This window comes from Enterococcus sp. E4-223 (assembly GCF_035727065.1).
In the GTDB taxonomy this organism is placed as follows: Bacteria; Bacillota; Bacilli; order Lactobacillales; family Enterococcaceae; genus Enterococcus_B; species Enterococcus_B faecium.
In genome coordinates this window covers 135,654-158,929 of sequence record NZ_JAPMLH010000001.1, presented here as the reverse complement: position 1 = coordinate 158,929, position 23,276 = coordinate 135,654, and the positions used below count along the sequence as shown (strand labels likewise).

Below are 23,276 nucleotides of genomic sequence, written 5' to 3'. Positions count from 1 at the left end.
TAGATTAGAATCTATGCGGTTTTTTGTGTAAAGACAATGACCGCTTTGGCCATTGTCTTTTTTTGTAGACTGGATACTTGCCTGATTATAATAAATAAAAAGATTGACTTTGCAGGAGGAAAAAAATGAAAAACAAACGATTAATAACAGTTGTAGTAATTATTTTAGTTTATTTAGCAGGTGCATTTATTTATGGAAAAGCCTCAGGCGAAAAAGAAAGTACTTCGACGAACCAGACAAAAAAAACAACAGTTGTTGGGGTATTGCAATACGTGAGCCATCCGGCATTAGATGAGATTTATCGAGGAATCAAAGATGGTCTGAAAGAAGAAGGATTAAAAGAAGGAGAAAATCTTGAGATCAAATTTCAAAATGGACAAGCCGATCAGAGCAAGCTAGCCACAATGAGTCAACAGCTAGTACAATCTGATCCAGATGTCTTGATTGGAATCGCAACACCTGCCGCTCAATCATTGGCAAACACGACTTCATCGATCCCAGTTGTGTTAGGTGCTGTAACGGATCCTGTGGGGGCTGGATTAGTCGCTTCTTTAGAGAAACCTGGTGGTAATGTAACAGGTGTTTCTGATCAGCCGCCTGTTGCTTCACAAATCAAGCTTGCTTCTGATTTGTTGCCAAATGCAAAAAAAGTCGGAATCTTGTATGCTTCTTCAGAGGATAATTCAAAATACCAAGTAGCACAAGCAGAAGAAGCTGCAAAAAAAGAAGGGTTAGAATCAGTAAAATATGCGGTGCCTTCCACTAATGAGATTGCACAAACGGTTCAAGTGATGAGCCGACAAGTCGATTTTATCTATGTTCCATTAGATAATACCATTGCCAATGCGATGCAAACAGTGGTAAAAGAAGCAAACAAAGCAAATATCCCCGTCATTCCATCTGTGGATACAATGGTGGAACAAGGTGGACTAGCAACAATCGGGATCAATCAATATCAATTAGGACTTCAAAGCGGTAAGATGGCAGCAGAACTTGCGAGTGGAAAAGAAAAACCGGAAACGACGCCTGTTTATACATTTGATCAAGGGGATACAGTGATCAATCAATCTCAAGCTGATCGCTTAGGAATCATTGTTCCCGAATCGATGAAGGAAAAAGCCAAAATCATTACAGATGACTCGCAGCAAGAAACATCTAAGGAGGATGACAAATGATCGTATCAGCTATTTCACAAGGCATGCTTTGGGCAATATTAGGATTAGGGATTTTCATGACTTATCGGATCTTAGACTTTCCTGATATGACGACAGAAGGGTCCTTCCCATTAGGTGCTGCTGTCTGTGTGACAGCTATTACTCATGGGGTAGCGCCGATTGTAGCTACATTATTAGGCGTAGGTGCTGGCATGATAGCAGGACTCGTTACGGGGTTACTTTATACAAAAGGAAAGATACCGGTTATTTTAGCAGGGATTTTAGTGATGTCAGGATTGAACTCAGTTATTTTGTTTGTGATGCGAACACCAAATCTTTCTTTATTGAATCATCCGATTCTACAAGACAGCTTCCATCGCTTTGGGTTACCTGATTACTTTGACACAGTCCTTCTTGGCTTCATCTCTTTGGGCATCTTGATTGCTGTACTGCTATTCTTCTTCAATACAGATTTGGGTCAAGGCTATATTGCGACAGGAGACAACGAAACGATGGCTCGGTCGTTAGGGATAAAAACCGATCGTATGAAAATTTTAGGTTTAACTTTGTCGAACGGTGTCATTGCATTATCCGGTGCGCTGATTGCCCAGAACGACGGATATGCAGATGTAAATAAAGGGATTGGCGTAATCGTCATCGGTCTTGCTTCCATCATCATCGGTGAAGTGATCTTCCAAGAATTGACGCTAGCAGAAAGATTGATTGCTATTGTTGTCGGCAGTATCATTTATCAGCTATTGATTTTAGTAGTAATCAAACTAGGGTTTGACACGACTTATCTGAAGTTGTTCTCCGCTATCATCTTAGCTATTTGTCTGATGATCCCGCAATTGAAGAAAGCACTGAACTTAAAAACGGGTTTTGAGAAGGAGGCATAGTAATGACTGATATATTGACAATCAAAAATGGCAGAAAAGTCGTAAACAATGGAATGAATGAAGAGAAAGTACTATTGGATGAAATTAACCTTACAATCAGAGAAGGGGACTTCATCACTGTCCTTGGCGGGAATGGTGCTGGAAAAAGCACACTGTTCAATACGATCGCTGGTACGCTTCAACTCAGTCAAGGATCGATCTCTTTTAAAGATCAGCTGATCACAAAAGATTCAGAAGAAAAAAGAGCACGATTCCTTTCTCGAGTTTTCCAAGACCCCAAGATGGGAACGGCTCCTCGGATGACAGTAGCAGAAAATTTGCTACTTGCACAAAAAAGAGGTCAAAAACGGAAATTCCGTTTACGTAACTTGAAAAATCAAAAAGAAGATTTTTTCAGACTATGTCAAGAAGTCGGTAATGGCCTAGAGCAACACTTGGATACTCCAGCGGGTGAATTATCTGGTGGTCAACGCCAAGCATTAAGCTTGCTGATGGCGACGATCACAGCTCCTGAGTTACTATTATTAGATGAACATACTGCAGCTTTAGATCCTAAAACAGCTAAAGCATTAATGCGATTAACAAATCAGCGGATCAATGAACAAAAATTGACTTGTCTCATGATCACGCATCGAATGGAAGACGCCTTGAAATACGGAAATCGTCTGATCGTACTCCAAAAAGGGAAAATCGTTCAAGATATTTCTGAAAAAGAAAAGCAACATTTGACAATGGGCGACCTTTTGCAGTTCTTTGAAGAAGTAGTGGATTGATTTCGACAGAAAAATTCCTTTCAGTAGAAGGACTTGAAAACTCATTGACATCTTCCTTTGATTCATCCTATACTTAAAACAATAAACAATTAAACATATTTGGGTGTTTTGTAGGATCACGTAGTCAATGATTTTAACAATTAAATAGAATATTCTTTGCTCTGACAAGTAAACGATGAGAAAAGAATTTGCTACTTTGCCACCTAGACGTTTCGTACTTTTTCGTATCAAACGCTAAGTGGCTTTTTTTATTGAAGTAAGAACAAAGGAGGAATAAGATGATTTCTGGACAAACCAAATTAGCTGGGCTCTTTGCTGATCCGGCTTCTCACAGTTTATCCCCATTGATGCACAATACTGCTTTTGAAGCAAACAACATCGATGCGGTGTATTTAGCTTTTAAAGTAAATCCAATGAATTTGAAGCAAGCAGTCGAAAGTATTCGAACTTTTGATATGTTAGGTGTAAATCTTTCGATGCCGAATAAAACAGCGGTTATTCCTTATCTGGATGAGGTAAGCCAGGAAGCGCAATTGATCGGAGCAGTGAATACGATCGTGCACGAAAAGGGTCGTTTGATTGGCTATAATACCGATGGTGCGGGCTTCATGCAATCCGTGCAAGAAGCTGGGATTTCGATCAAAAAGAAAAAAATGACTCTACTGGGAGCTGGAGGTGCAGCAAAGGCAGTCACTGTTCAAGCAGCGTTAGACGGCGCTGAGGAAATCGTAGTTTATAAACGAAACAACCAAACATTCGCTCAAGTAAAAGAAACATTCGAACAACTCAGCTATCGAACTTCTTGTAAGATAAAAGTTCGTGACTTTGCCGATACGCATCAATTAAGAAAAGACTTGAAAGAAAGCTGTCTTCTAGTCAATGCAACAGATATCGGGATGGGAAAGAAAATTAATCAGTCACCGCTCTTAGATATAAGCATGATGCATGAGAATCTAGCGGTTTTTGATTTGATTTATGCACCTAGAGAAACATGTTTATTAAAAGAAGCAAAAAAAGTAGGAGCAAAAGGATACAATGGACTTGGCATGTTGATCTACCAAGGAGCAATCGCGTTTGAATTATGGACAAAGGAAAAGATGCCGATCCATGTGATTGAAAAGCTGTTTGATTAAAAAAGGATAATAGATAAAGATCTTTTATTCTCGCATAAACGGTCTCAAGAAAAGTAATCCTTTATGTATCGAAGCATTTATTTCGTTATTTTTTATTAAATTATCAAAAAATGATAGGCTTTTGTCGATTGGTTATCGTATCCTTTATTTATCAGTAAGAAACGAGGAGGAACCACAATGAGTCGGATGGATCGCTATAAGGACATCCATAAGAAGGCGAAACCTCTGAAGCGGGATACGGGGAGTATTTTTGCTAGAAGAGAACGAAAACGAACGCGTATGGAAAATGAGGAAGATGCTACCCGTATTTATGAAAGAGAGCAGCATTCATTTGAACATTTGAACCAATACGAGCAACAGATATACAGAGATGCACCAAGAGCAGAAGAACAACAAAAAAATAAAAAATTTTTCAATCGGCAAAAGAAGAACAAACCGTTAAAACCTCGAAGAAAGCGATCGTGGAAAAAAATCATTCTATCGATTTTGCTTGTTTTGATCCTTTATTCAGGTATCTCATTTTTTATTGGTAAATATGTAGCTGAACATGACACAAGCTTAGAGGCAGCGACTTCAGAAACCTTTCATGGGCAAAAAGCGACGAATGGTGCGCATAATATTTTGATCCTTGGAAGTGATACACGCGGAGAAGATGCCGGGCGAGCCGATACGATCATGGTCTTACAGTTGGATGGTCCTTCCCATAAGCCGAAACTGATTTCTTTTATGCGTGACAGCTTCGTTACGATCCCAGGGGTAGGACAAAATAAGATCAATTCAGCTTATGCATACGGAGGAGCCGATCTAGTGCGTCAAACTTTAGTAGAAAATTTTGGAATCGATTGTCAATACTATGCGAAAGTCGATTTCAAATCGTTTGAAAAAGTGATCGATGCCTTATTCATGAACGGAGTGAAGATCGATGCAGAAAAAGATCTGAATCTGGATGGTGTAGATATTAAAAAAGGGGTCCAGAAGATGGATGGACATGTTCTTTTGCAGTACGCACGTTTCCGAATGGATGAACAAGGAGACTTTGGCCGTGTCAGACGCCAACAGCAAGTAATGAACGCTATTTTCAGCCAATTGAAGAATCCATTGAATCTGATCCGTGCACCTTATGCAGCTGGTAAAGCTTTAGGGTATACATCCACAGATGTCACTGCTTGGTTCTTGACGAAAAACCTCTTTTCGATTGCACGAGGAGCTGGTGGTATTGATCGAATAAGTGTGCCAGTAGACGGTTCGTGGAATTATGGGCAAAGTGATTATGCTGGCAGTATTCTTGAAATTGATAATCAAATGAATCAATCTGCTATTACAGATTTTTTGAATAAATGATCATAAAAAAGATCAAGAAGAAGCTGCGCAAGGCTTTTGTCATGAATCAATCAAACGATTCACTCGTAAAAAACGCTTTCTTATGGTAGATTTAACCAAGAGAGGAGCTGTTTACATTGGATATCTATCTGAACTTCAAAAATGAGTCGCGTGAAGCCATCGCTTTTTATGAAAAAGTTTTTGAGACTGAAGCATCAGGTATCACCACATACGGTGAAATGCCTGGAATAGAACAAATGAACTTGCCAGAAGAAGCAAAAAATCTAATCACGAATGCACGGCTGAACATTTATGATACATTAGTTATGTTTGCAGATACGCCAGAAGGAATTGGTCCTGAATTAGTTGTGGGAAATAATGTTTCTTTAGTCATCCAGACAAGAAATGAAGAAGAAACGAAGCGCCTATTTGAAAGCTTAGCTGAGGGTGGTAAGATTGAGATGCCACTGGATGCTGTTCCGTGGGCTCAATTGTATGGGATGGTAACTGATCGATTTGGCATCAACTGGCAGATCAACCAAGAGTGACAGCTAAAGATGAATATTTTTTGGAAACATCATGCAGCAAACGGAACATCGTTTGTTTGCTTGATGTTTTTTGTGCCTATTTCGACTATACGGTATCTTTTTTTTATTGCCAGATGCGAAAATATGTTCCATAATAGAGAAGTCCGCAAAAATCAAGTAACGGAGGTCAGAAGATGAAGACGGTGATACTAGCTGAAAAACCTTCACAAGCAAAAGCCTATGCCGAAACCTTCCAACAGCGAAAGCGATATGAAGGGTATTATGAAATCAGCGATCCATTGTTTGCTGGTGAAGTAACCATCACTTATGGTTTTGGACATTTGGTAGATATGGTTGCTCCAGGAGCTTATGAAGAGCGTTGGGCAAAATGGTCGTTAGAAAATTTGCCTATTTTCCCAGAAACCTTCCGTTACGAAGTTCCAAGGGACAAACGTACACAGTTTTCGATCGTAAAACGAGAGTTACAGTCAGCTGATACCATCATTATTGCAACAGATGGTGATCGAGAAGGTGAAGCCATCGCGTGGTCGATTATTCGACAAGCAAACACATTTTCTAAGGAAAAGAACTATTTACGTTTATGGATCAATTCTCTTGAAAAAAGAAGCAATCTATGATGGTTTTAAGAATCTTCAACCTGGGAAGAACTATTTTCCAAAATATAAAGAAGCGCAAGCAAGGCATAACGCTGATTGGCTGATTGGCTGATTGGCTGATTGGAATGAATGGAAGTCCATTATATAGCTTGCTACTTCAACGAAAAGGGATTGATGGCAGTTTTTCTCTTGGTCGTGTACAAACACCGACACTCTATATGATTTATCAGCTGCAAGAAGAAATCAAACACTTCAAAAAAGAAACGTATTTTGAAGGAGAAGGTTTAATTACGACAAACAAAGGGCAGTTTTCTGGAAAAATCGTACCAAAAAAAGCATTTAAAACCCAAGAAGAGTTAACGAAGGAAATAGAAAAACTTGGAGCGCATTTAGGTAAGCAAAACGGACGGATTCTTGAAGTTACGAAAAAGGAAAAGAGGTTGCATAGTCCACGTTTATTTTCGCTATCTAGTTTGCAGACAAAGATGAATCAGCTAATGAAAGCAAGTGCCAAAGCTACACTTGATGCTGCTCAAGAATTGTACGAAAGCAAGTTTCTAAGCTATCCAAGAACGGATTTCTTTTACATTACAGAAAATGAGCATCAGTATCTGGTTAAACATCTGCAAAATTATAAAAAATTTTTAGGAATAGAAGAAGTACAGACAACTGAGATCAAAGCAAAGAAACGATATGTCGATGCGAAAAAAGTTCAAGAACATCATGCAATTATTCCGACAAAGACGATTCCGACTTCTGCACGCTTTGCGAAGCTTTCCAAATTACAGCAAGCAATCTATTTGCAAGTTTTGCGCACTACTGTGGCTATGTTTGCTGCAGATTATATCTACGAAGAGACGACCGTAATGACGGGCGTACAGCAATTAAAGCTAAAAAGCATCGGAAAGATCCCATTACAGCAAGGTTGGCAGGAAATCTTACGCATCAAGTCAAAAAAGAAAGAAGCTCAGACTCTTCCTCCTATCGTAGAAAATGAAGAAGCAGAAGTAGAACTGAAAAGTATGGAGAAAGAAACACAACCTCCAAAACCTTATACCGAAGGAACGTTGATCACAGCAATGAAAACTGCGGGAAAAACGCTGGATAATGATGAAGCGCAAGAAATTCTCAAAGAAGTAGAAGGAATAGGGACAGAAGCTACACGAGCCAATATCATTGAAAATCTTAAGCAGAAGCATTACATCGAAGTCAATAAAAACGAAATAACTGTTACGCCAAAAGGAATCACTCTTTGTAAGGCAGTAGCCAATGAACCATTACTGACGAGCGCAGAAATGACTGCGCGCTGGGAAGGGTACTTGAGAAAAATTGGTAAACAAGAGGGGACACCATCTGTTTTTTTAGAGAATATCAAAAAATTCATCCTACATTTATTGGCAGAAGTTCCTAATCAAATCGACAAGGTAGACTTTTCAGATGAGATTAGCGGGACACGTCAGATAAAAGCGATGGAGAAGAAAAACGATCAATTAGGAAGATGTCCAAAATGTAAAAAGGGAATAGTCATGCTTTATCCTAAAATCGCTACATGCTTGAATCCGGAATGCGACTTCAAATTGTGGCCAACAGTAGCTAAAAAGAAGCTGACTAAAACGAATCTCAGAGATTTGCTTTCAAAAGGAAAGACAAGTAAAGTTGTCAAAGGTTTTACTGGTAAAAAAGGGAAATTCGATGCAGTTTTAGTATTAAAAGAAGATATGACAATCGGTTTTTCTTTTCCATGGATCGAAAACAGTGGAACAAAAGCAGTTGATGGAAACAAAGAAACATCAAGAAAAAATAATGAAAACGAAGTAGAGTAAATGAAACAGTGAAATAGCGGAATATTTATTCCGAAAAGTGAGAATATAAACACCAATAAAACTAAAAAATATCAGTGAATCAAGCAAAAATGTTGGGGTAGGCTGATTTTATATAGATAGCAAGGAGTTTTTTTATTTGAAAAAAGTGCATTCATTTTTAAATTATCTTATGGGAGCAATCACGATTGTGGCTGTATACCAAGCATTTCTAAAGTATCCTGATTACGGGACGAAGTTGTTGTCATTGACGCACAATCAAACAGCATATTCACCAACGTTGATTTTATCGACTTTGACTGCAGGAGCTAAAAGCGCTACTTATTTTTTTCATAAAACGACAAGCATGCTAAAGCGAAAGAAACAGCGAAAACAATTGTTGATGGTGGTAGCGGCTATGGTCATTATTTATTTTCTACCAGTTATTACACAAGTATTTCATCAATATTTTGGTTAAGAATACGAGAGTTTGTGACAAAAGTCATGTCACAAACTTTTTTTCTTTGTCATTTTTTCGTAAGAAAAAGCAAAATAAAAGTATATACATTGATTAAAAGTATATACTTGGATATAATGTACTTACTATAGAATGAGAATGGTATAGAGGGTGGCGAAATATGAAAAAAATGAAAAAGTATAAAATTAGAAAATCTGGCAATAGCGATGTAACAACTATCCCACCAGAAGTAAAAGAATTCATGGGTGTGCAGACAGGTGACGCAATCAGTTATGTTTTTCAATCTGATGGTTCTGTACGAATGATCAAAGCACAAGAAGAACCTGATATTGATTCATTAGTTGATTCGATCATGAATCAATATGAAGACGCGTTAAAAGATTTGGTTGATTTATGAGGTATCTTTCGACTAAAGAAATTATCAAAATCAACGCGAAAGTTATTTTACGTCACTCGCCAGGCGAAATGATCGGTGTAAAAGATGCAAATGCATTAGATATGGCCGTCAAACAGCCTTCACAAGCAGTATTCAATCAAGAACTCTATCCCGAAGTCTATGAAAAAGCGGCAATTTTAGCAATTAATTTAGCTAAAAAACATCCTTTTCATAATGGCAATAAACGAACTGCTCTTGTTGCCATGTTGTTGTTTCTTCAATTGAATAATTGTCCAGTTGCTTTTTCTCGTCAAGAAGCTGTTGATTTTATCATAATGATTACCACTAGTTCATTGGATTTCGATTCACTAAAGCCCAAGATAACCAATTATTTACGACAAACCGCAATAAAATGAACGAATTAAAAACTTTATTTCTCAATTAGATCAGTATGTCATTAAGGAATATGCTGATTTTTTTGTATGGTTAATCATACAAAAAAGTTTTTTCATAAAAATATGGATTAATTTTGAAATAATTGATTTAAAAGGAATACAAAAGAGTGGATAGTAGGAAATAGTGGTTTAGAACTAGTGGACTGGTTTTTTATATATTTTAGTTTACATAATATATATTATACAAAGTAGATTCGAAAAATGATAAACCTCTCTCGAACGGTTTTTTATCAAAAATCGTCATTTTTCCATCAAAATCTGCTTATGCAAAATTATAAAAAAATTTTGCAGTTTTTCTTACTTTTTTTGTCGTTTAATTGAATGATAAAAACCAGTTTCTTTATTCAGTTAATCAAATATGAACGAATTAGATATGAATCATTGTATTTGCCGTTGCGGAAGGATTTTTTAATTAACCACAGATAAACATTGATAACGATTCGCTTATTGTAATCAACAGATTAAATTTCATATGTTGATATGTACGGATACATTTTTGGACCGATTAATTTTAACCATTCTGTTTATTTGCTTACCTATTAGATATCAATAAAAAACTGCTTAACAGCTATTTCAGCTGTTAAGCAGTTTTAGGATTTTTAGTTCATATTCATTCTTTCTTATAATACAGTGTTCAATACTTCTCTTAAAGCACTTGTTGATTTGCTGAACATTGCTTTTTCTTCTTCGTTGATTGATAATTCAACAACTTCACGAACACCATTTTCGTCAACGATTGATGGCACACCTGTAAAGATATCTTTTTCGTCGTATTCACCAGTTAAATAAGCAGATACAGGCAATACAGCTTGTTCGTTATTCAAGATAGCTTTTACGATACGTGCAGTACTCATACCAATACCATAGTAAGTTGCTTTTTTACGATCAATGATCTCATAAGCAGCATTACGGACTTTATCAGCAATCACATCTAATTCATCTTGGGCAATACGATGGTCTTTTTCTACAATTTCAAACACTGGTTTACCACCGACAGTTGTATGTGACCATGCAGCAACTTCTGAATCACCATGTTCACCTAAGATATAGCCGTGGACGCTGCGTGGGTCAACTTTTAATTTCAATGCGATTTCTTTACGGAAACGAGTTGTATCCAATGTTGTTCCAGTACCGATAACACGTGATGTTGGCAGACCAGATTCGTTCCAAGCGATATATGTCAAAATATCTACTGGGTTTGAAGCAACAACGATAATACCGTCGAATCCTGATCCCATGATTTCTTTTACGATTTGGCGCATGATTGACGCATTTGTTTTAACTAAATCTAAACGAGATTGACCAGGTTTTTGGTTGATACCAGCTGTGATAACAACGATATCAGCATCTTTACATTCTTCATAGCCACCTGACCATACAGCCACATTTTCATCGCCCCAAGCCATACCATCTAAAAGGTCCAATGCTTCCCCTTCTGCTTTTTCTTGATTCACATCGATCAATACTAATTCATTAGAGATTCCTTGGTTGATCATTGCATAAGCGATACTTGTTCCAACAAAACCTGTACCGACGATTACTACTTTACGACTTGTTTTTTTCATGAATAAACAGCTCCTTTTCATAACTATTTGTTACTTTCATGAAAAGTATAGTCTTGTTTATTCATTTTATCAACATGTTAATTATAATAGTTGTTATTATAATTTTTGATGGAAACGAATTCCTGAATACGCATAACAGATAAATGACAAATGTTTACACCTATATCCCCTGATAATACAACCAAAAGTTTAGAACTGAAAATAAATCCAAAAAAATTCGCTGCAACGATATAATAAGACAGCAATCGCACCTAAAACAATTTTCCATCATATGCTTTAGTGAAAGATTTTCTTCTTAATGTTTGTTTCTCCATTCATTGGGAGTACATGTTGAATACTTTTTGAATAATTTGAATAAAGAAGTCGTTTGTTTATATCCGATACGATTAGCGATCTCTTCCAACGAAAAACTCGTTTCTTGAATCAGTTCCAACGCAAAGTCGAATTTTTTCTTTAGAACCAGTTCTTGAAAGGAAGCATCAAAATACATTTTCAATTTATTACTAAGATAGACCGGATTGTAGCCAAAATGAGCTGCTGTTTCTTTTAACGTACAAGAAGTAAAATGCTTATCGATATAATCTAATACTCTAAGCATCTCATTTTCTGCGCATCCATCTGCTGATGAAAAGCTTTGTTGTTCTAATAAATGAGTCAATTCGATCAGTAATAGTGATGTATAGAGATTTAACGAACGGATCTTATGACTGTATGTATCAAAATAAATCAACAGCATATTTTCAATCAAATGCGTCAAACGACTTGTTTTTCCGCCGCGAAAATGAATGAATTGTGTATGTTCCCCTTTTTCTTTTGATGCATTGATCAAAAAAGAAGAAAGTAGATTATTTGTGCTTGCCAAATGATTCAATATCTCTGTAGATAAGGTTTCTTCTTTTAATAAGATGTTGATTAAAATATCCTCTTGCCCTGTGTATTCGATTCTTTGAGTAGCTTCTTTATCAATGATCACCACGTCACTTTCTTCCATCTCTATCCTTTCTCCATTGATAATTTGTAAACATGTACCGCTATACATATAATTGATTTCAACAAAATCATGTGTATGCTCGGGAACTTCCGCATATCGACGGTGTTTACTGATATGAATATTTCCCTGTTGAAATAGATCCCCTCGGTGGATTTTTGGCGGTGTCTGAAGATGGTAAGCTAAGTTTAAATCATTGATATTCATTCCTTGTTCACGCTGCAGAGTTTCGATTGATTCTTCGTTACGCAAAAAAATGTCTAATTCAGCTAGTTCCAATTGACTCCCTCCTTTTTGTAAGTGGTTTCTTTCGCTTATTAGTTTACGCTGTACTGCTATTATACGCAAAGCTATTTTTGGTTTCATAAAGACTTTCTATGGTTGGGACATGAACTTCCTGTGATTCCGCTATTGAGAGAATAACCACTTCATACTATATTTTTGATAAGCGCTTACAAAAATGAAAGGAACATGCTTATGAATAAAAAGATGATGAAATTTTCTCTGCTGTCAGTCTCTCTTATTCTGACTTCTGCTGGTGCGGTCACGTCTGCAATTCCCAGTATGTCAGCTACTTATGCCACGCGTTCTTTATCTGCTGTTGAATTATTAACGACTGCTCCCTCCTTTATGGTCACTATTTTTGTTTTGATTAGTAGTTTTATTGCTAGGAAAATCGGACAAAAACAAACTGTGATCATCGGATTAGTGATTGCATCGATTTGTGGTATCCTCCCCCTCTTCTCACAAAGTTACAGTATTGTCTTAGCTTCAAGAGCTGGACTAGGTATTGGCTTTGGATTGTGGCAGTCAGCATGATTGCTGCCTTTTATCACGGAGATGAACGAGCCTCTATGATTGGTTTTCAAAGTGCATTTCAAGGATTTGGTGCAGCTTTAATGACATTTGTTGCAGGACAGCTAGTACAGTTCGGTTGGCAATATACCTTTTTAGTCTACGCCATCAGCTTACCTATTCTTGTCTTGTTTGTTTTGTTTGTTCCTACACCTGAAACAACTGAACTTCAATCACATGGCACAGCCCCAACAAGACAAGTAATCAAAACGAATCCTAAAATGATTAGTTATGGTATTTTTCTCTTGCTGGTCATCGTGGTATATAATGCTGTATCGATTAAATTAACCACAGTCCTGACGACTTATTATCTAGGAAACGAAACTAATGCAGCGAATATCTTAACAATCATGCAATTGGCAAGTATGGCTGCCGGAGTTTGTTTTGGCTGGCTTCAGACAAAAGCACATCGCTATATGCTTACACTTTCTTTACTACTGATGGGAATCGGCTTTGTATTGATTGCCACTGTGATAAACCTGTATGTGATTGGGTTTGGTGCGATCCTAACAGGAATTTCTTTTTCGTTATTCATTCCTTACTTATTCAACCAAGTAAGTATCCAAGCGCCCAAGCACGCGGAGAGTTTCAATACTTCAATCTTATTGGTTGGCGCTAATTTAGGTACTTTCATTGCACCATATGGTTTGCTCTTTCTCTCTTTTGCTTCTCTTGGGAGTAAAACACTTGCTGTTTTCGTCAATGGCAGTATCTTGCTGTTGATTAGCGCGCTTATTAGCCTTCTAGTAGTACACAGGACGAATAGAAAGACAGTGATAAGAGTAGATGAAGAAATAAAAGAACAATTGACAACAAAATAAATTTGATGGAGGTCGTGTAAAATGACAAATGAAAAACATAAAGATAGATGGCTTTGGTATCCTGGAGACTTTGAGATCCGTCATGGACTGCTACAAAATTTCCAACGGGAAGAACGAGGTTTTGACTGGCCAGCGTACTGGTACATGGATGATTGCCATCGGAACGTCAAGTTTAAGAGATATTACTTTCTTGATCAACCTTCCATGTTTAAAGTGACGATCCAAGGAGTTGGGTATGTAGAAATTAATGGACAAAAACATCCATGTGGAAAATGGCTGACTTGTCCAGCTGGTAAAGCAAAAATTCGTATCTTTGTAGGACATACATCAGGGCTACCAGCGATGTTTATCGAGGGAGACGAAGTAAAATCAGATATTGGCTGGACAGCAAGTAATTTTATTGAAGAATATCCAGCTGGCTGGAGTCCGCTTTATGTCGATATCGCAAAAGACCCAAATCAAATCTATTATCAAAAAGAATACGTCCATCCAGTCACTGAAACGGAGATTGGCGGAGGAATCTTATTCGATTTTGGGCGAGCAGTGAATGGCTGTGTAGAACTAATATCTCTGGATGACCACATCGAATCTATCACTCTATGTTATGGAGAGTCCGATGTAGAAGCTATGGATATCGATTATTGCTACTATAAGCAAATAGGAATGACAAGAAAAATGAAAGCTCGTAAACGCGCTTTTCGCTATTTGTTTATACCAGAGGTTTCTACTGGAATGGTTCAACTTCAAGTTTTTCATGAATTTTTATCTCTTTCGAAACAAGCTGCTTTTTCAAGCGATTCTTCTTTACTGAATCAGATCTGGTCAGTATCAGAAGAAACCTTCAAGTTATGTAGTGATTTGTTTTTTATCGACGGTATCAAACGAGATCGCTGGATTTGGTCTGGAGATGCGTATCAATCATTCATGATCAATCAATATCTTTTTTTTGACGAGGAAATCAATAAACGAACGATATTAGCATTAAGAGGACAAAATGAAATCAAGCAGCATATGAATACTATCGTTGACTATTCGATCTTGTGGTTGATTGGTATCGAAAACCACTATATGATGACGAAAGACTATGAATTTTTACGCATCGTCTACCCTAAGATGCAATCATTAATGAGATACTTGATGGAGCAAACGAATGAATTAGGGTTTATTTATGGGAGAGCAAAAGATTGGATATTTATTGATTGGTCTGAAATGGATAAAGAAGGAACGCTTGCTGCAGAACAAGTCTTATTACTGAAAGCCTATCATTCCATGATCACTTGCGGAGATATCTTAGCTGAAACATATGGAGAGAACGAAAATTATCATACTCATCTCTATCAAGAAAAATATCAACTATTGAAACAAAACCTATTTGACTACTTTTGGGATGAAGAACTTGGCGCTTTTATCGATTGCTATGAATCTGGGAGAAGAAATGTGACGCGTCATGCGAATATTTTCGCTGTTTTATTCGATTTTGCTAACAAAGACCAACAGCAATCGATCTTAAAGAATGTCTTATTGAATGACACTATCACACAGATTACTACTCCATATTTCAAATTCTATGAACAAGATGCTTTATGCAAACTCGGACAGACGAATATCGTCTACCAAACGATTCTTGATTATTGGGGAGGGATGTTATCTCATGATGCGGTAACTTTCTGGGAAGAATACGACCCTACTCAAACAGGAAATGAAAAGTACAGTATGTATGGAGATCCTTATGGAAAAAGCTTATGCCATGCATGGGGAGCAAGCCCAATCTATCTTTTAGGACGCTATTTTATCGGTTTGTATCCAACAAAGCCAGGTTATGAAGAATTTATGATACAACCTAATCTAGATTCATTTGAAACACTGAATTGTACGCTACCTATCAAAGATGGAAAGATTTCGCTTGAAAAAACAAAAGATAAGATCGTGATTACTTCTGATAGAACAGGCGGAACAGTGAAAATGAATGGTAAAAGTTATCCTCTTCTAGCAAAACAGCCACTTGTCTTAACAAGCTATTCAAAAATAAATGCATAAAACAAAAACCTGCTTGCGACATATCAGAAGACTTTAAATCTTCTTCTGATATTGTCCAAGCAATTTTTATTTTGAAGTTTGCTTAATTCTGTTCTTTAGAAACAATGTTTGTTCTTTTTCCGGCAAAAAGAAAGCTAGATAATACGACAAGTAAAAAGAAAGCGATGATTCCAACTGTCAAGGCCATTTGACCGTATTCTCCTAGTTTCCCAAGTACAAGTCCTGGTACTAGATAATCAGTATCGGCAAATGTAGAAGAAGCGATTTTAAGATCTCCTAATACTGGAAGGATAAATAATGGCAGCCAACTAATCAATAAGCTATTGAAAGCAGAACCTAATACCGCCCCTCTTCTACCGCCAGTCGAGTTGCCGAAGACACCAGAAGCAGCTCCGCAGAAGAAATGTCCTACTACCCCAGGAATGATAACTGTAGTTTGCAAGCCTATCATAGCAAACATGGATAGTGTTCCTACAAAGAAGCTAACAAAAAAGCCAATTAATACAGCATTAGGTGCATATGGAAAAACGATAGGAACATCTAATGCTGGTTTAGAATCGGGTACGAGTTTTTTAGCAATCCCTTGGAATGCTGGAACGATTTCTGCCAACACCATTCGAACCCCTTGAAGGACGATAACAAACCCAGCTGTGAATGTTCCAGCTTGGATCAGTGCAAAGATTACAGCGTTGTCTCCATTGCTTAGTTCTCTTTCAACAAATCCAGGACCAGCTAACAAAGCAAGTGCGACATATACGATCGACATCAAGAGCATGATCGATACAGTAGAATCTCGCAAAAAGCTGAAACTTTTAGGAATCTTTATGTCCTCTGTAGAACGGTCTTTGTTTCCAAAAAACTTTCCGATCCATCCACTAGAAGCATAACCGATATTTCCGGTATGCCCTAACGCAACTTGATTGTTTCCAGTGATGTTCTTCATAAACGGTTGACAAAGAGCAGGCGTAATAGTTAATAGTGTTCCTTCGAAGACCCCGCCTAATAAGATCATCCACAAATTTGCAGTAAACCCCGCGCTTACTAAAATGACTGCTGTTAGACAAGAAACATAAAGCATTGCTTGACCTGTAAGAAAAATGAATTTATATCTTGTGAACCTAGCAAGTAAAATATTCACGATCATCCCTACTAACATGATCAAAGCAGTAGGTGTACCGTATTGTTGCAAAGCAATCGCCACTACTGCTTCATTGCTAGGAACTACTCCTTGAGTATGAAGAGCTGTTTGGAACATCGAAGCAAAAGGGGTTAGTGAATTACTGATTAAACCAGCACCGCCGATCAGTACTAGGAATCCGACAAATGTTTTGATAGTTCCTTGGATCACTTCTGAAAATTTCTTCTTCTGAAGAACGAGACCAAGCAGTGCAATCAAAGAAACGAGGATGGAGGGCTGACTGACGATTGACACAAACAAATTCAACAATTTATCCATTGATAGTTCCTCCCTTGAATCATTTTTATTCTTTTGACAAGATCTTCGTTACTTTTTCTTTTACTTCTTCGCTGTCAATGATCGATTGCAAAGGTACGAGCTTTTCATCAGGTATAGAAGTTAGCGTATCTTTCAAAGAATGCTCAATGAAGAAATAATCAGCCATATCGCTAGATACACTTCCAACATCCGTATGACTTACTTCAAACTCGTCCACATCTGCTCCAAGATCTGCAAGTGCTTGTTTGATGTTCATCTCTACCATAAAACTTGTTCCTAATCCACTTTGACATACTGCAAAAATTTTCATATCATTCGTCTCCTTTTCTTATGATCGCTAATATTTCTTCTTTTGTTGATGCGTGTAATAAATCTTGAAGATTTTGTTTATTAGAAAGTAGCTTTGTTAAATTAGCCAACGCCCGAAGATGCGCCTCATTATCGATAGCAGCTAAACAGATGAACAAACTAATGGGATGGGCTGGATCATCAAGCAGATCCACAGGTTGTTGAAGTTTTAGCAAAGACATCCCTACTTCATTTACGCCATCTTCTGGACGAGCATGAGGTAATGCAATGTGGTCGCCAATATGGATAAACGCACCATACTGCTCCACGCGCTCGATCATAGCTTTGATATAACTTTCTTCTATTTTATTTTCTGATAATAGCGGCTGTGCGGCAAATGTGATTGCTTCTTGCCAGTTTTTTGGTTGATCCGATAATTGGATCATTTCTTCTGTTAATAATTCAGATAGCATAGGACGTTGATCCTCCTTCTTTTCTAAAAGTTTGTTCATTTTACGATTTAATACCTGATAGAGCTTTTCTTCGTCTACGCCTTCTTTTAATTCGATATAAGGCAGTAGCGCCGACAACAATTCTTGGGCAGAAGGCATTGAAAATCCTGGTATCAGCCAATCTCTTTGTACTTGATTGATCAGCTGATTTTTTTCCAAGTCAGTCATGATTGGATGCAGAACATAGAGAGACTTTTTCTTATCAGTAAGTGTGAGAGGTACAGTAGAAAAAATAATATCGTAAGAAGTTTCGTCAACCTCGTGTAAGCGGTCAGCTGAATTAGTCTCTGTAAAAAAGATCATCGGGAATAATTGCTGAAGTTCACTTTTTAAGATCAATGAAGAGCTAATGCCACTTGGACAGACGATCACGGCTCTTATTTTTCTATTTCTTTCTTCTGCGTCCGCTTTTCTGATCTCTCCGCCAAATAGTATAGTGAAAAAACCAATCTCTTCTTCAGGGATGCTCTTCCCTATTCGTCTTTCTAACGGAAGTAATGCTTTTCTTGTCATTTCGTAGATGGAAGCATATTGATGCTTAATTTGATCGATCATCACATTAGGTAAATAAAAAGAATAGGAAATACGAAAATAGGCAGGGACCAAGTGATAAAAGACATTCATCAATAATTCACGAAACGAAGCAAATTCTACGGCCATCAGGAATTCCATGCGATGGATGACTTCTGAAGAACATTCCAGCAAAAAATCAAGTGCAGGCTCCTGGACATCTCCTTCAACGATCGATGCTAAGCAAAGAGAGAAAAATATAATCTCCGAATTTTGATGTTCGGAATAGCCAAGGCCAGTCAATACTTGTCGACTAATGTCAGTGACTGCAAGAGAAGCCAACAGTTCAGCATCTTTTACCAGTTCCATGGATGTTTTTCCAATTCGAATGGTTGTCAAACTCAAATAATAAGCTAATTCATCCATTCGATTTGGTGCGAATCGAAGATCTGATGGTGAAATCGTTTTATCTAGCAAATCTCTAACTTTGGCGTAATAATCAATGGAAAGGGTTGCGGTTAAATACGTGAGCCCAAATCTTCCAGCAAGTGACTGCATCAAACGAGCAGTGCGATTTTTTGCTTCTCTTCTTAATATTGCTTCTGACCCTAGCAGCCTAAAACCAGTTTTCCTAGTATACGACAGCTGACAATCTTCCACTTCTAATTCATTTCTTATCTTTTTGATATCTGACAGGACTGTCCCTTTAGAAACCTGAAGAAAATCTTGAAAATGAAAAACAGAAACAGACGTTGCAGTCGAATAAACCATCAAATAAAGAAGATCTCTTCGCTCTTGTTCGGTATACACAGCTTCAAATCGAGTAATATCCAAAAATTTTTCTGCCCAGTCGATTGCTCGGAATTTCTTTATACGGATATGGGTATCATCCACATATTCGGCAAAAGGAGTTAATTGTTTGACCGCCTCGTTTGTATTTACTTCGATGATCTCTGCTGCTTTTTCTAGACTGATTTCTCTTGGTGTTTTCAGGAGATAACTAATTTTGTAGTTCACAGCGCTGTTCACCTCCTACTTATATTCTAGTATGGTAGCGCTTTTAAATCGAGGGGTGTTTGGTACAACTTACAGTTGGATTTTTTTTACGACTGTACCGAACGATTTCTATCGAATGGATACAGAAAAAAAGCAGGTGAACAAATGTCTCCTGCTTTTATGAATTGATTTCGTCCGATCAATGATGATCATGTTTATTTTTTGAGGTCAGTTCTTCAAATTTTTCTTTGACATCTTCAACCGCTTTTTCGATATCTTTTTCAAAGTGATTGGGCTCATTAGGCTTTGTTTCCTCTTCTACAGAATTTGAACCAGATAAAGCTGTTTCTTTATTTTCTGTTTCACCAGAGTTTGTGCCAGCTAATGATTCTTCTTTGTCTTCTGTTTCACCAGAATTAGTTCCTGCTAAAGCCACTTCTTCTTCTGTTTTAGGGGCCATTGAACCTCTTAATCGTTTGTGTTTTTCACCGTCATAATTTGTCATGTTGGTTCCTCCTAGTAGTTCTATACTTTTTCATCGTACAATAAGACAGTTTATGCGTCAAAAAACAAACCCGATTCTTACAAATATGTCATATTTTTCCTTCTGATTCTTGAATGCTTTTGATTCCTTCTTCCAAAATTTTCATTTGTAAGATTGTTTCTTCATCTTTGATGACTTTTTCTGCGCCATTAACTAATGTCTCGTAAATCCCTTCGTAGACACGGCTGTAATCACCAACCTCGGAAATTACTTTTTCTTCATGATAACTCCCTTGTTCATCTATATAGGTCAATACACCATAATGTTCGGGCAAATCGATACCAAAGTCTTCATGATCAGGCATGTAAAACATTTTCAGATGTTCTTCTTGTCGATCTTTTGTTTGTTTCACGAACATCCCTTTTTTTCCGTAAATGACGAAACTTGGACGTTCTTTGATGCGGAAATAACTGGATTTTATCGAAATTTTCATATTTCCATAGAAAAAATCCAGATCGAAGTAATCATTCATTCGTCCTTTCCCTAAAAGTTGACGTACATCATAGCTGATATCATCTGGTTCGCCGAAATAAGAAAGAACTTGATCTACTGTATGACAAGCATGTCCATATAAATAGCTGTTCGCAGTAGAAAATTCATGCGTATTTTCTGGTACTTCCGGTCTGAAATAATCATAATGCATTTCTACTTCTAAAATATCTCCTAATTTTCCGCTTTCGATTACTTTTTGGACTGTCAAGAAGTCAGAATCGAACCGTCTGTTTTGGTAACATTGGATAAATAGCCCTTTTTCTTTTGCTAATGCAAATAACTCTTCTGCTTCCTTTGACGTTTCTGCAAAAGGTTTCTCTACTAGTACATTCTTACCATGTTCGAGTGCCATTTTTCCATATTCATAATGAAATTGACTAGGTGTAGTGATGACAACTAATTGGATCTCAGGATCATCCCAAAGATCAGACAGCTGATCAGTATATTCGATGTCTTCGAATGTTTTCCACACTGGTTCAGATGGGGAAAAAATTTTTTTGATATTGATTTTGTTCGTAAGTTTTCTTGAAAAAGGCAAATGATAGCGATTTGTACTCTTTCCATTGCCAAGATAAGCGATTGTAAGCATGAGTGGTGCCTCCTTTTATTGATGTTTTCAGTATATCCTAGAAAAGCGCAGAAAGTATTTATAATAGCTATTCTGGTAAAAAAGTTCAGAAGAACACTTGTTATCATTCGGTTTGGTGAAATTAATGTTCAAAGTAAGGATAAAAATCAAAAAGATAGTAGCGGAACCAAGTGTTTATCAGTAAGATAGAATTTGGAGGTCAGATCATGCTTATTGAAGAAAAACTAACAAAACAAGAGTTGTTTACCACGACAGAGAAACGGATTGCCGATTACATCCGTAGGAATATCGAAGCTGCAGTCTACATGACGATTGAAGAATTAGCAAAAGCTACGTATACTTCCCATTCAGCTATCATTCGTTTATGCAAAAAAATGGGATTCAGCGGATTTAAAGAATTCCGTTTCGAGCTGGGGCGGGAAGTTCATCAATTGATTGCTCAGTTCAATCAAACGATTGATCCTAATTTTCCTTTTTCAAGTGAAGATAGCACTCAGCAAATTACAAAGAAAATGGCGGATTTATCGATCCAGTCAATAAAAAAAGCACAATTGCAGATTGAACATGAAGATTTAGATCAAATCGGTAAAGTATTGAACAAGGCACAGCGAATCTTTCTTTTTGCAAAAGGTGATTCTCAAATCACGGCAAGGAAATTCCAGAATAAAATGGTCAAGTTGAATAAGTTTTTGATCATGGCCGAAGAATACAGTGATTCTTCTTGGAATGCAGCCAATTTGACTAGCGAGGATTGCGCCATTTTTATTAGCTACAGCGGTCGCATCCATCATTATGAACGAATAATGACCTATTTGAAGCATGTAGAGGCCCCTACCTTGCTGATTACCGGAAATCAGCATTCAGAAATGGCCAAACAGGCTGATATGTGTCTTGTTATATCGCAGGAGGAATATGATTTTGCTAAAGTAGCGACTTTCTCCTCTCAAATTGCCTTCGATTACGTATTAAATACGTTATTCTCAGTGATATATTCTCAAAATTTTGAAGAGAATATCCGCAACTTGAAAAATAAACAAGAATTGATGCAAAAAGGCCTTCTTAAAGAATATCGGAAAACTTAAGAAAAGATCCTCATTTAGTAATAAGAAAGATAGTGTTTGATAGGCTCTCTTTGATATCATCATAAAAACAGGCTGAAGTTTTCTTTTTCAAACTTCAGCCTGTTTGTTTACGGAACGATTCGAATAGATATATTATAGAAATGAGGAATAGCTAACTTCTGTTTCTTATTTTGAACGATTGACGAAAAAGATATATAAGAAGGAGGAAAATCAGTATACATGCAGCTAACAATCCATACAGGAAAAATCGTTTGTTCTCGGATACTTTCTGTACTTCTTTTTGAACTTCTTTTGCATGATAAGGAACCCGGTGCCCTCTGACAAGTAAGCGATGACTGTTGACCATATAAGGTGTACAAGTTAGGAGTGTCACGAAATCCTGCCCTTTTTCGATTCTCAGATCTTTTGTATCAGTCGGTTCTACCGTCTTGATCTGATCGACTTGATAAGCGAGTGTCCGTCCATTGATTTCGATATAGAAAGAATCACCTAAAGTCAGTTTCGGTAAGTCTGTGAACAACTTTGCTTGAGGCAGTCCTCGATGGCTGGAAATAACGGCATGTGTATTTTCTCCCCCCGTAGGATAAGACGTTCCTTCCAATAATGAGGCACCTTTTTCTAGCAGCACAGTATTCGTTTCATCAAAAATTGGCAAATGGACATTGATCTCAGGGATCGTCAAAATACCGATCGTATGTTTCTCAAAATAGGTTCTATCCTTTTTCGCAGGTTCTTTTTTCTTAGTAAAGGGATCTGCACCTGGATTTCCACCTTCTTTTGCTAATTGCTGGTTTTTCTTTGTCATGTTTTCTTGGATTTTAGCCATGACTTCTTCATTTTCTTTGACCGCTTGTTGCTGATAATGAGAGATGATCTGCTGATCCAGATAATTATTCAGCGCGTCGCTAACAAATGGATAAGCTAGTATCCCTATTCCTGAGAGAAGCAAGAAAAGCATCAGCAGATCTAGAAGTTTCCTTTTCTTTGGTTTCATTTGTGTTCTCCTTGTG

Annotated in this window: 19 protein-coding genes and 2 pseudogenes; 13 read left to right on the top strand and 8 right to left on the bottom strand. The window is 37.3% G+C overall.

Translation table 11 applies throughout. The annotated features are described in order from the left end of the window. The first annotated feature begins 125 nt into the window (after positions 1-125). The 10 genes and pseudogenes from trpX to OS139_RS00780 all read left to right on the top strand — a co-directional run bounded on the left by trpX (position 126) and on the right by OS139_RS00780 (position 9,492). Positions 126-1,175 (top strand): tryptophan ABC transporter substrate-binding protein, encoded by a 1,050-nt coding sequence (gene trpX, locus OS139_RS00825; protein WP_002306750.1) that lies wholly within the window; start codon positions 126-128, stop codon positions 1,173-1,175. Beyond that, positions 1,172-2,053 carry an ABC transporter permease gene (locus tag OS139_RS00820; protein ID WP_002289631.1) on the top strand — a complete coding sequence of 294 codons (882 nt, stop codon included), beginning with the start codon at positions 1,172-1,174 and terminating at the stop codon, positions 2,051-2,053. Before trpX ends, OS139_RS00820 begins: the two co-directional genes overlap by 4 nt. Before the next feature lie 2 nt (positions 2,054-2,055). Further along, positions 2,056-2,826, top strand: coding sequence for an ABC transporter ATP-binding protein (locus tag OS139_RS00815; RefSeq protein ID WP_002289629.1), 771 nt, complete (start codon positions 2,056-2,058; stop codon positions 2,824-2,826). 278 nt (positions 2,827-3,104) lie between these two features. Continuing rightward, positions 3,105-3,959: a shikimate dehydrogenase gene (aroE, locus tag OS139_RS00810; protein WP_002331782.1), complete on the top strand. Its 855-nt coding sequence runs from the start codon at positions 3,105-3,107 to the stop codon at positions 3,957-3,959. Between the two features lie 177 nt (positions 3,960-4,136). After that, positions 4,137-5,300, top strand: coding sequence for an LCP family protein (locus tag OS139_RS00805; RefSeq protein WP_002295866.1), 1,164 nt, complete (start codon positions 4,137-4,139; stop codon positions 5,298-5,300). A gap of 116 nt (positions 5,301-5,416) precedes the next feature. Then, on the top strand, positions 5,417-5,827 hold the full coding sequence (locus OS139_RS00800) for a VOC family protein (protein WP_002299733.1): 411 nt from the start codon (positions 5,417-5,419) through the stop codon (positions 5,825-5,827). A 173-nt stretch (positions 5,828-6,000) separates the two neighbouring features. Further along, positions 6,001-8,246 (top strand): annotated as a pseudogene (gene topB, locus OS139_RS00795) (DNA topoisomerase III). Positions 8,247-8,415: 169 nt separating this feature from the next. Further along, positions 8,416-8,700 (top strand): hypothetical protein, encoded by a 285-nt coding sequence (locus tag OS139_RS00790; RefSeq protein ID WP_181387696.1) that lies wholly within the window; start codon positions 8,416-8,418, stop codon positions 8,698-8,700. A gap of 160 nt (positions 8,701-8,860) precedes the next feature. Next, a complete protein-coding gene (locus OS139_RS00785; RefSeq protein ID WP_002289715.1) occupies positions 8,861-9,097 on the top strand; it encodes an AbrB/MazE/SpoVT family DNA-binding domain-containing protein in 237 nt (78 codons plus the stop codon). Next, a complete protein-coding gene (locus OS139_RS00780) occupies positions 9,094-9,492 on the top strand; it encodes a type II toxin-antitoxin system death-on-curing family toxin (protein WP_002331779.1) in 399 nt (132 codons plus the stop codon). Before OS139_RS00785 ends, OS139_RS00780 begins: the two co-directional genes overlap by 4 nt. A gap of 659 nt (positions 9,493-10,151) precedes the next feature. Here OS139_RS00780 and OS139_RS00775 read toward each other — a convergent pair. Then, positions 10,152-11,096, bottom strand: coding sequence for an L-lactate dehydrogenase (locus tag OS139_RS00775; RefSeq protein ID WP_002289717.1), 945 nt, complete (start codon positions 11,094-11,096; stop codon positions 10,152-10,154). 295 nt (positions 11,097-11,391) lie between these two features. Beyond that, positions 11,392-12,336, bottom strand: coding sequence for an AraC family transcriptional regulator (locus OS139_RS00770; protein WP_002296705.1), 945 nt, complete (start codon positions 12,334-12,336; stop codon positions 11,392-11,394). A 219-nt stretch (positions 12,337-12,555) separates the two neighbouring features. Here OS139_RS00770 and OS139_RS00765 point away from each other — a divergent pair. Continuing rightward, positions 12,556-13,760, top strand: a pseudogene (locus tag OS139_RS00765) (MFS transporter). A 21-nt stretch (positions 13,761-13,781) separates the two neighbouring features. Next, on the top strand, positions 13,782-15,797 hold the full coding sequence (locus tag OS139_RS00760; RefSeq protein WP_002306741.1) for an alpha-L-rhamnosidase-related protein: 2,016 nt from the start codon (positions 13,782-13,784) through the stop codon (positions 15,795-15,797). An 82-nt stretch (positions 15,798-15,879) separates the two neighbouring features. On the opposite strand, the gene OS139_RS00755 is transcribed toward OS139_RS00760, so the two are convergent. From OS139_RS00755 to OS139_RS00735, 5 genes are all read right to left on the bottom strand, one after another. Further along, positions 15,880-17,253 (bottom strand): PTS ascorbate transporter subunit IIC, encoded by a 1,374-nt coding sequence (locus OS139_RS00755; RefSeq protein ID WP_002306740.1) that lies wholly within the window; start codon positions 17,251-17,253, stop codon positions 15,880-15,882. A gap of 25 nt (positions 17,254-17,278) precedes the next feature. Continuing rightward, the gene (locus OS139_RS00750; RefSeq protein ID WP_002286047.1) at positions 17,279-17,563 is read right to left on the bottom strand and encodes a PTS sugar transporter subunit IIB; all 285 of its coding nucleotides are present in this window, start codon (positions 17,561-17,563) and stop codon (positions 17,279-17,281) included. Between the two features lies 1 nt (position 17,564). Continuing rightward, positions 17,565-19,580: a BglG family transcription antiterminator gene (locus OS139_RS00745; protein ID WP_002306739.1), complete on the bottom strand. Its 2,016-nt coding sequence runs from the start codon at positions 19,578-19,580 to the stop codon at positions 17,565-17,567. Positions 19,581-19,758: 178 nt separating this feature from the next. After that, a complete protein-coding gene (locus tag OS139_RS00740) occupies positions 19,759-20,064 on the bottom strand; it encodes a hypothetical protein (RefSeq protein WP_002286049.1) in 306 nt (101 codons plus the stop codon). A gap of 88 nt (positions 20,065-20,152) precedes the next feature. After that, positions 20,153-21,184, bottom strand: coding sequence for a Gfo/Idh/MocA family oxidoreductase (locus tag OS139_RS00735; RefSeq protein WP_002306737.1), 1,032 nt, complete (start codon positions 21,182-21,184; stop codon positions 20,153-20,155). A 206-nt stretch (positions 21,185-21,390) separates the two neighbouring features. Between OS139_RS00735 and OS139_RS00730 the strand changes: the two genes are divergently transcribed. Continuing rightward, positions 21,391-22,266 carry a MurR/RpiR family transcriptional regulator gene (locus OS139_RS00730; RefSeq protein ID WP_002306736.1) on the top strand — a complete coding sequence of 292 codons (876 nt, stop codon included), beginning with the start codon at positions 21,391-21,393 and terminating at the stop codon, positions 22,264-22,266. A 151-nt stretch (positions 22,267-22,417) separates the two neighbouring features. Here the strand turns inward: OS139_RS00730 and OS139_RS00725 are convergent, their stop codons facing one another. Then, a complete protein-coding gene (locus OS139_RS00725; protein ID WP_002286052.1) occupies positions 22,418-23,260 on the bottom strand; it encodes a class C sortase in 843 nt (280 codons plus the stop codon). Between the last annotated feature and the right edge of the window lie 16 nt (positions 23,261-23,276).

Excerpts from the sequence above, each read along its gene's own strand:
- trpX (WP_002306750.1), top strand. The coding sequence starts at position 126 with ATGAAAAACAAACGATTAATAACAGTTGTAGTAATTATTTTAGTTTAT.
- OS139_RS00820 (WP_002289631.1), top strand. The coding sequence starts at position 1,172 with ATGATCGTATCAGCTATTTCACAAGGCATGCTTTGGGCAATATTAGGA.
- OS139_RS00815 (WP_002289629.1), top strand. The coding sequence starts at position 2,056 with ATGACTGATATATTGACAATCAAAAATGGCAGAAAAGTCGTAAACAAT.
- aroE (WP_002331782.1), top strand. The coding sequence starts at position 3,105 with ATGATTTCTGGACAAACCAAATTAGCTGGGCTCTTTGCTGATCCGGCT.
- OS139_RS00805 (WP_002295866.1), top strand. The coding sequence starts at position 4,137 with ATGAGTCGGATGGATCGCTATAAGGACATCCATAAGAAGGCGAAACCT.
- OS139_RS00790 (WP_181387696.1), top strand. The coding sequence starts at position 8,416 with ATGGGAGCAATCACGATTGTGGCTGTATACCAAGCATTTCTAAAGTAT.
- OS139_RS00785 (WP_002289715.1), top strand. The coding sequence starts at position 8,861 with ATGAAAAAAATGAAAAAGTATAAAATTAGAAAATCTGGCAATAGCGAT.
- OS139_RS00780 (WP_002331779.1), top strand. The coding sequence starts at position 9,094 with ATGAGGTATCTTTCGACTAAAGAAATTATCAAAATCAACGCGAAAGTT.
- OS139_RS00775 (WP_002289717.1), bottom strand. The coding sequence starts at position 11,096 with ATGAAAAAAACAAGTCGTAAAGTAGTAATCGTCGGTACAGGTTTTGTT.
- OS139_RS00760 (WP_002306741.1), top strand. The coding sequence starts at position 13,782 with ATGACAAATGAAAAACATAAAGATAGATGGCTTTGGTATCCTGGAGAC.
- OS139_RS00755 (WP_002306740.1), bottom strand. The coding sequence starts at position 17,253 with ATGGATAAATTGTTGAATTTGTTTGTGTCAATCGTCAGTCAGCCCTCC.
- OS139_RS00750 (WP_002286047.1), bottom strand. The coding sequence starts at position 17,563 with ATGAAAATTTTTGCAGTATGTCAAAGTGGATTAGGAACAAGTTTTATG.
- OS139_RS00740 (WP_002286049.1), bottom strand. The coding sequence starts at position 20,064 with ATGACAAATTATGACGGTGAAAAACACAAACGATTAAGAGGTTCAATG.
- OS139_RS00735 (WP_002306737.1), bottom strand. The coding sequence starts at position 21,184 with ATGCTTACAATCGCTTATCTTGGCAATGGAAAGAGTACAAATCGCTAT.
- OS139_RS00730 (WP_002306736.1), top strand. The coding sequence starts at position 21,391 with ATGCTTATTGAAGAAAAACTAACAAAACAAGAGTTGTTTACCACGACA.
- OS139_RS00725 (WP_002286052.1), bottom strand. The coding sequence starts at position 23,260 with ATGAAACCAAAGAAAAGGAAACTTCTAGATCTGCTGATGCTTTTCTTG.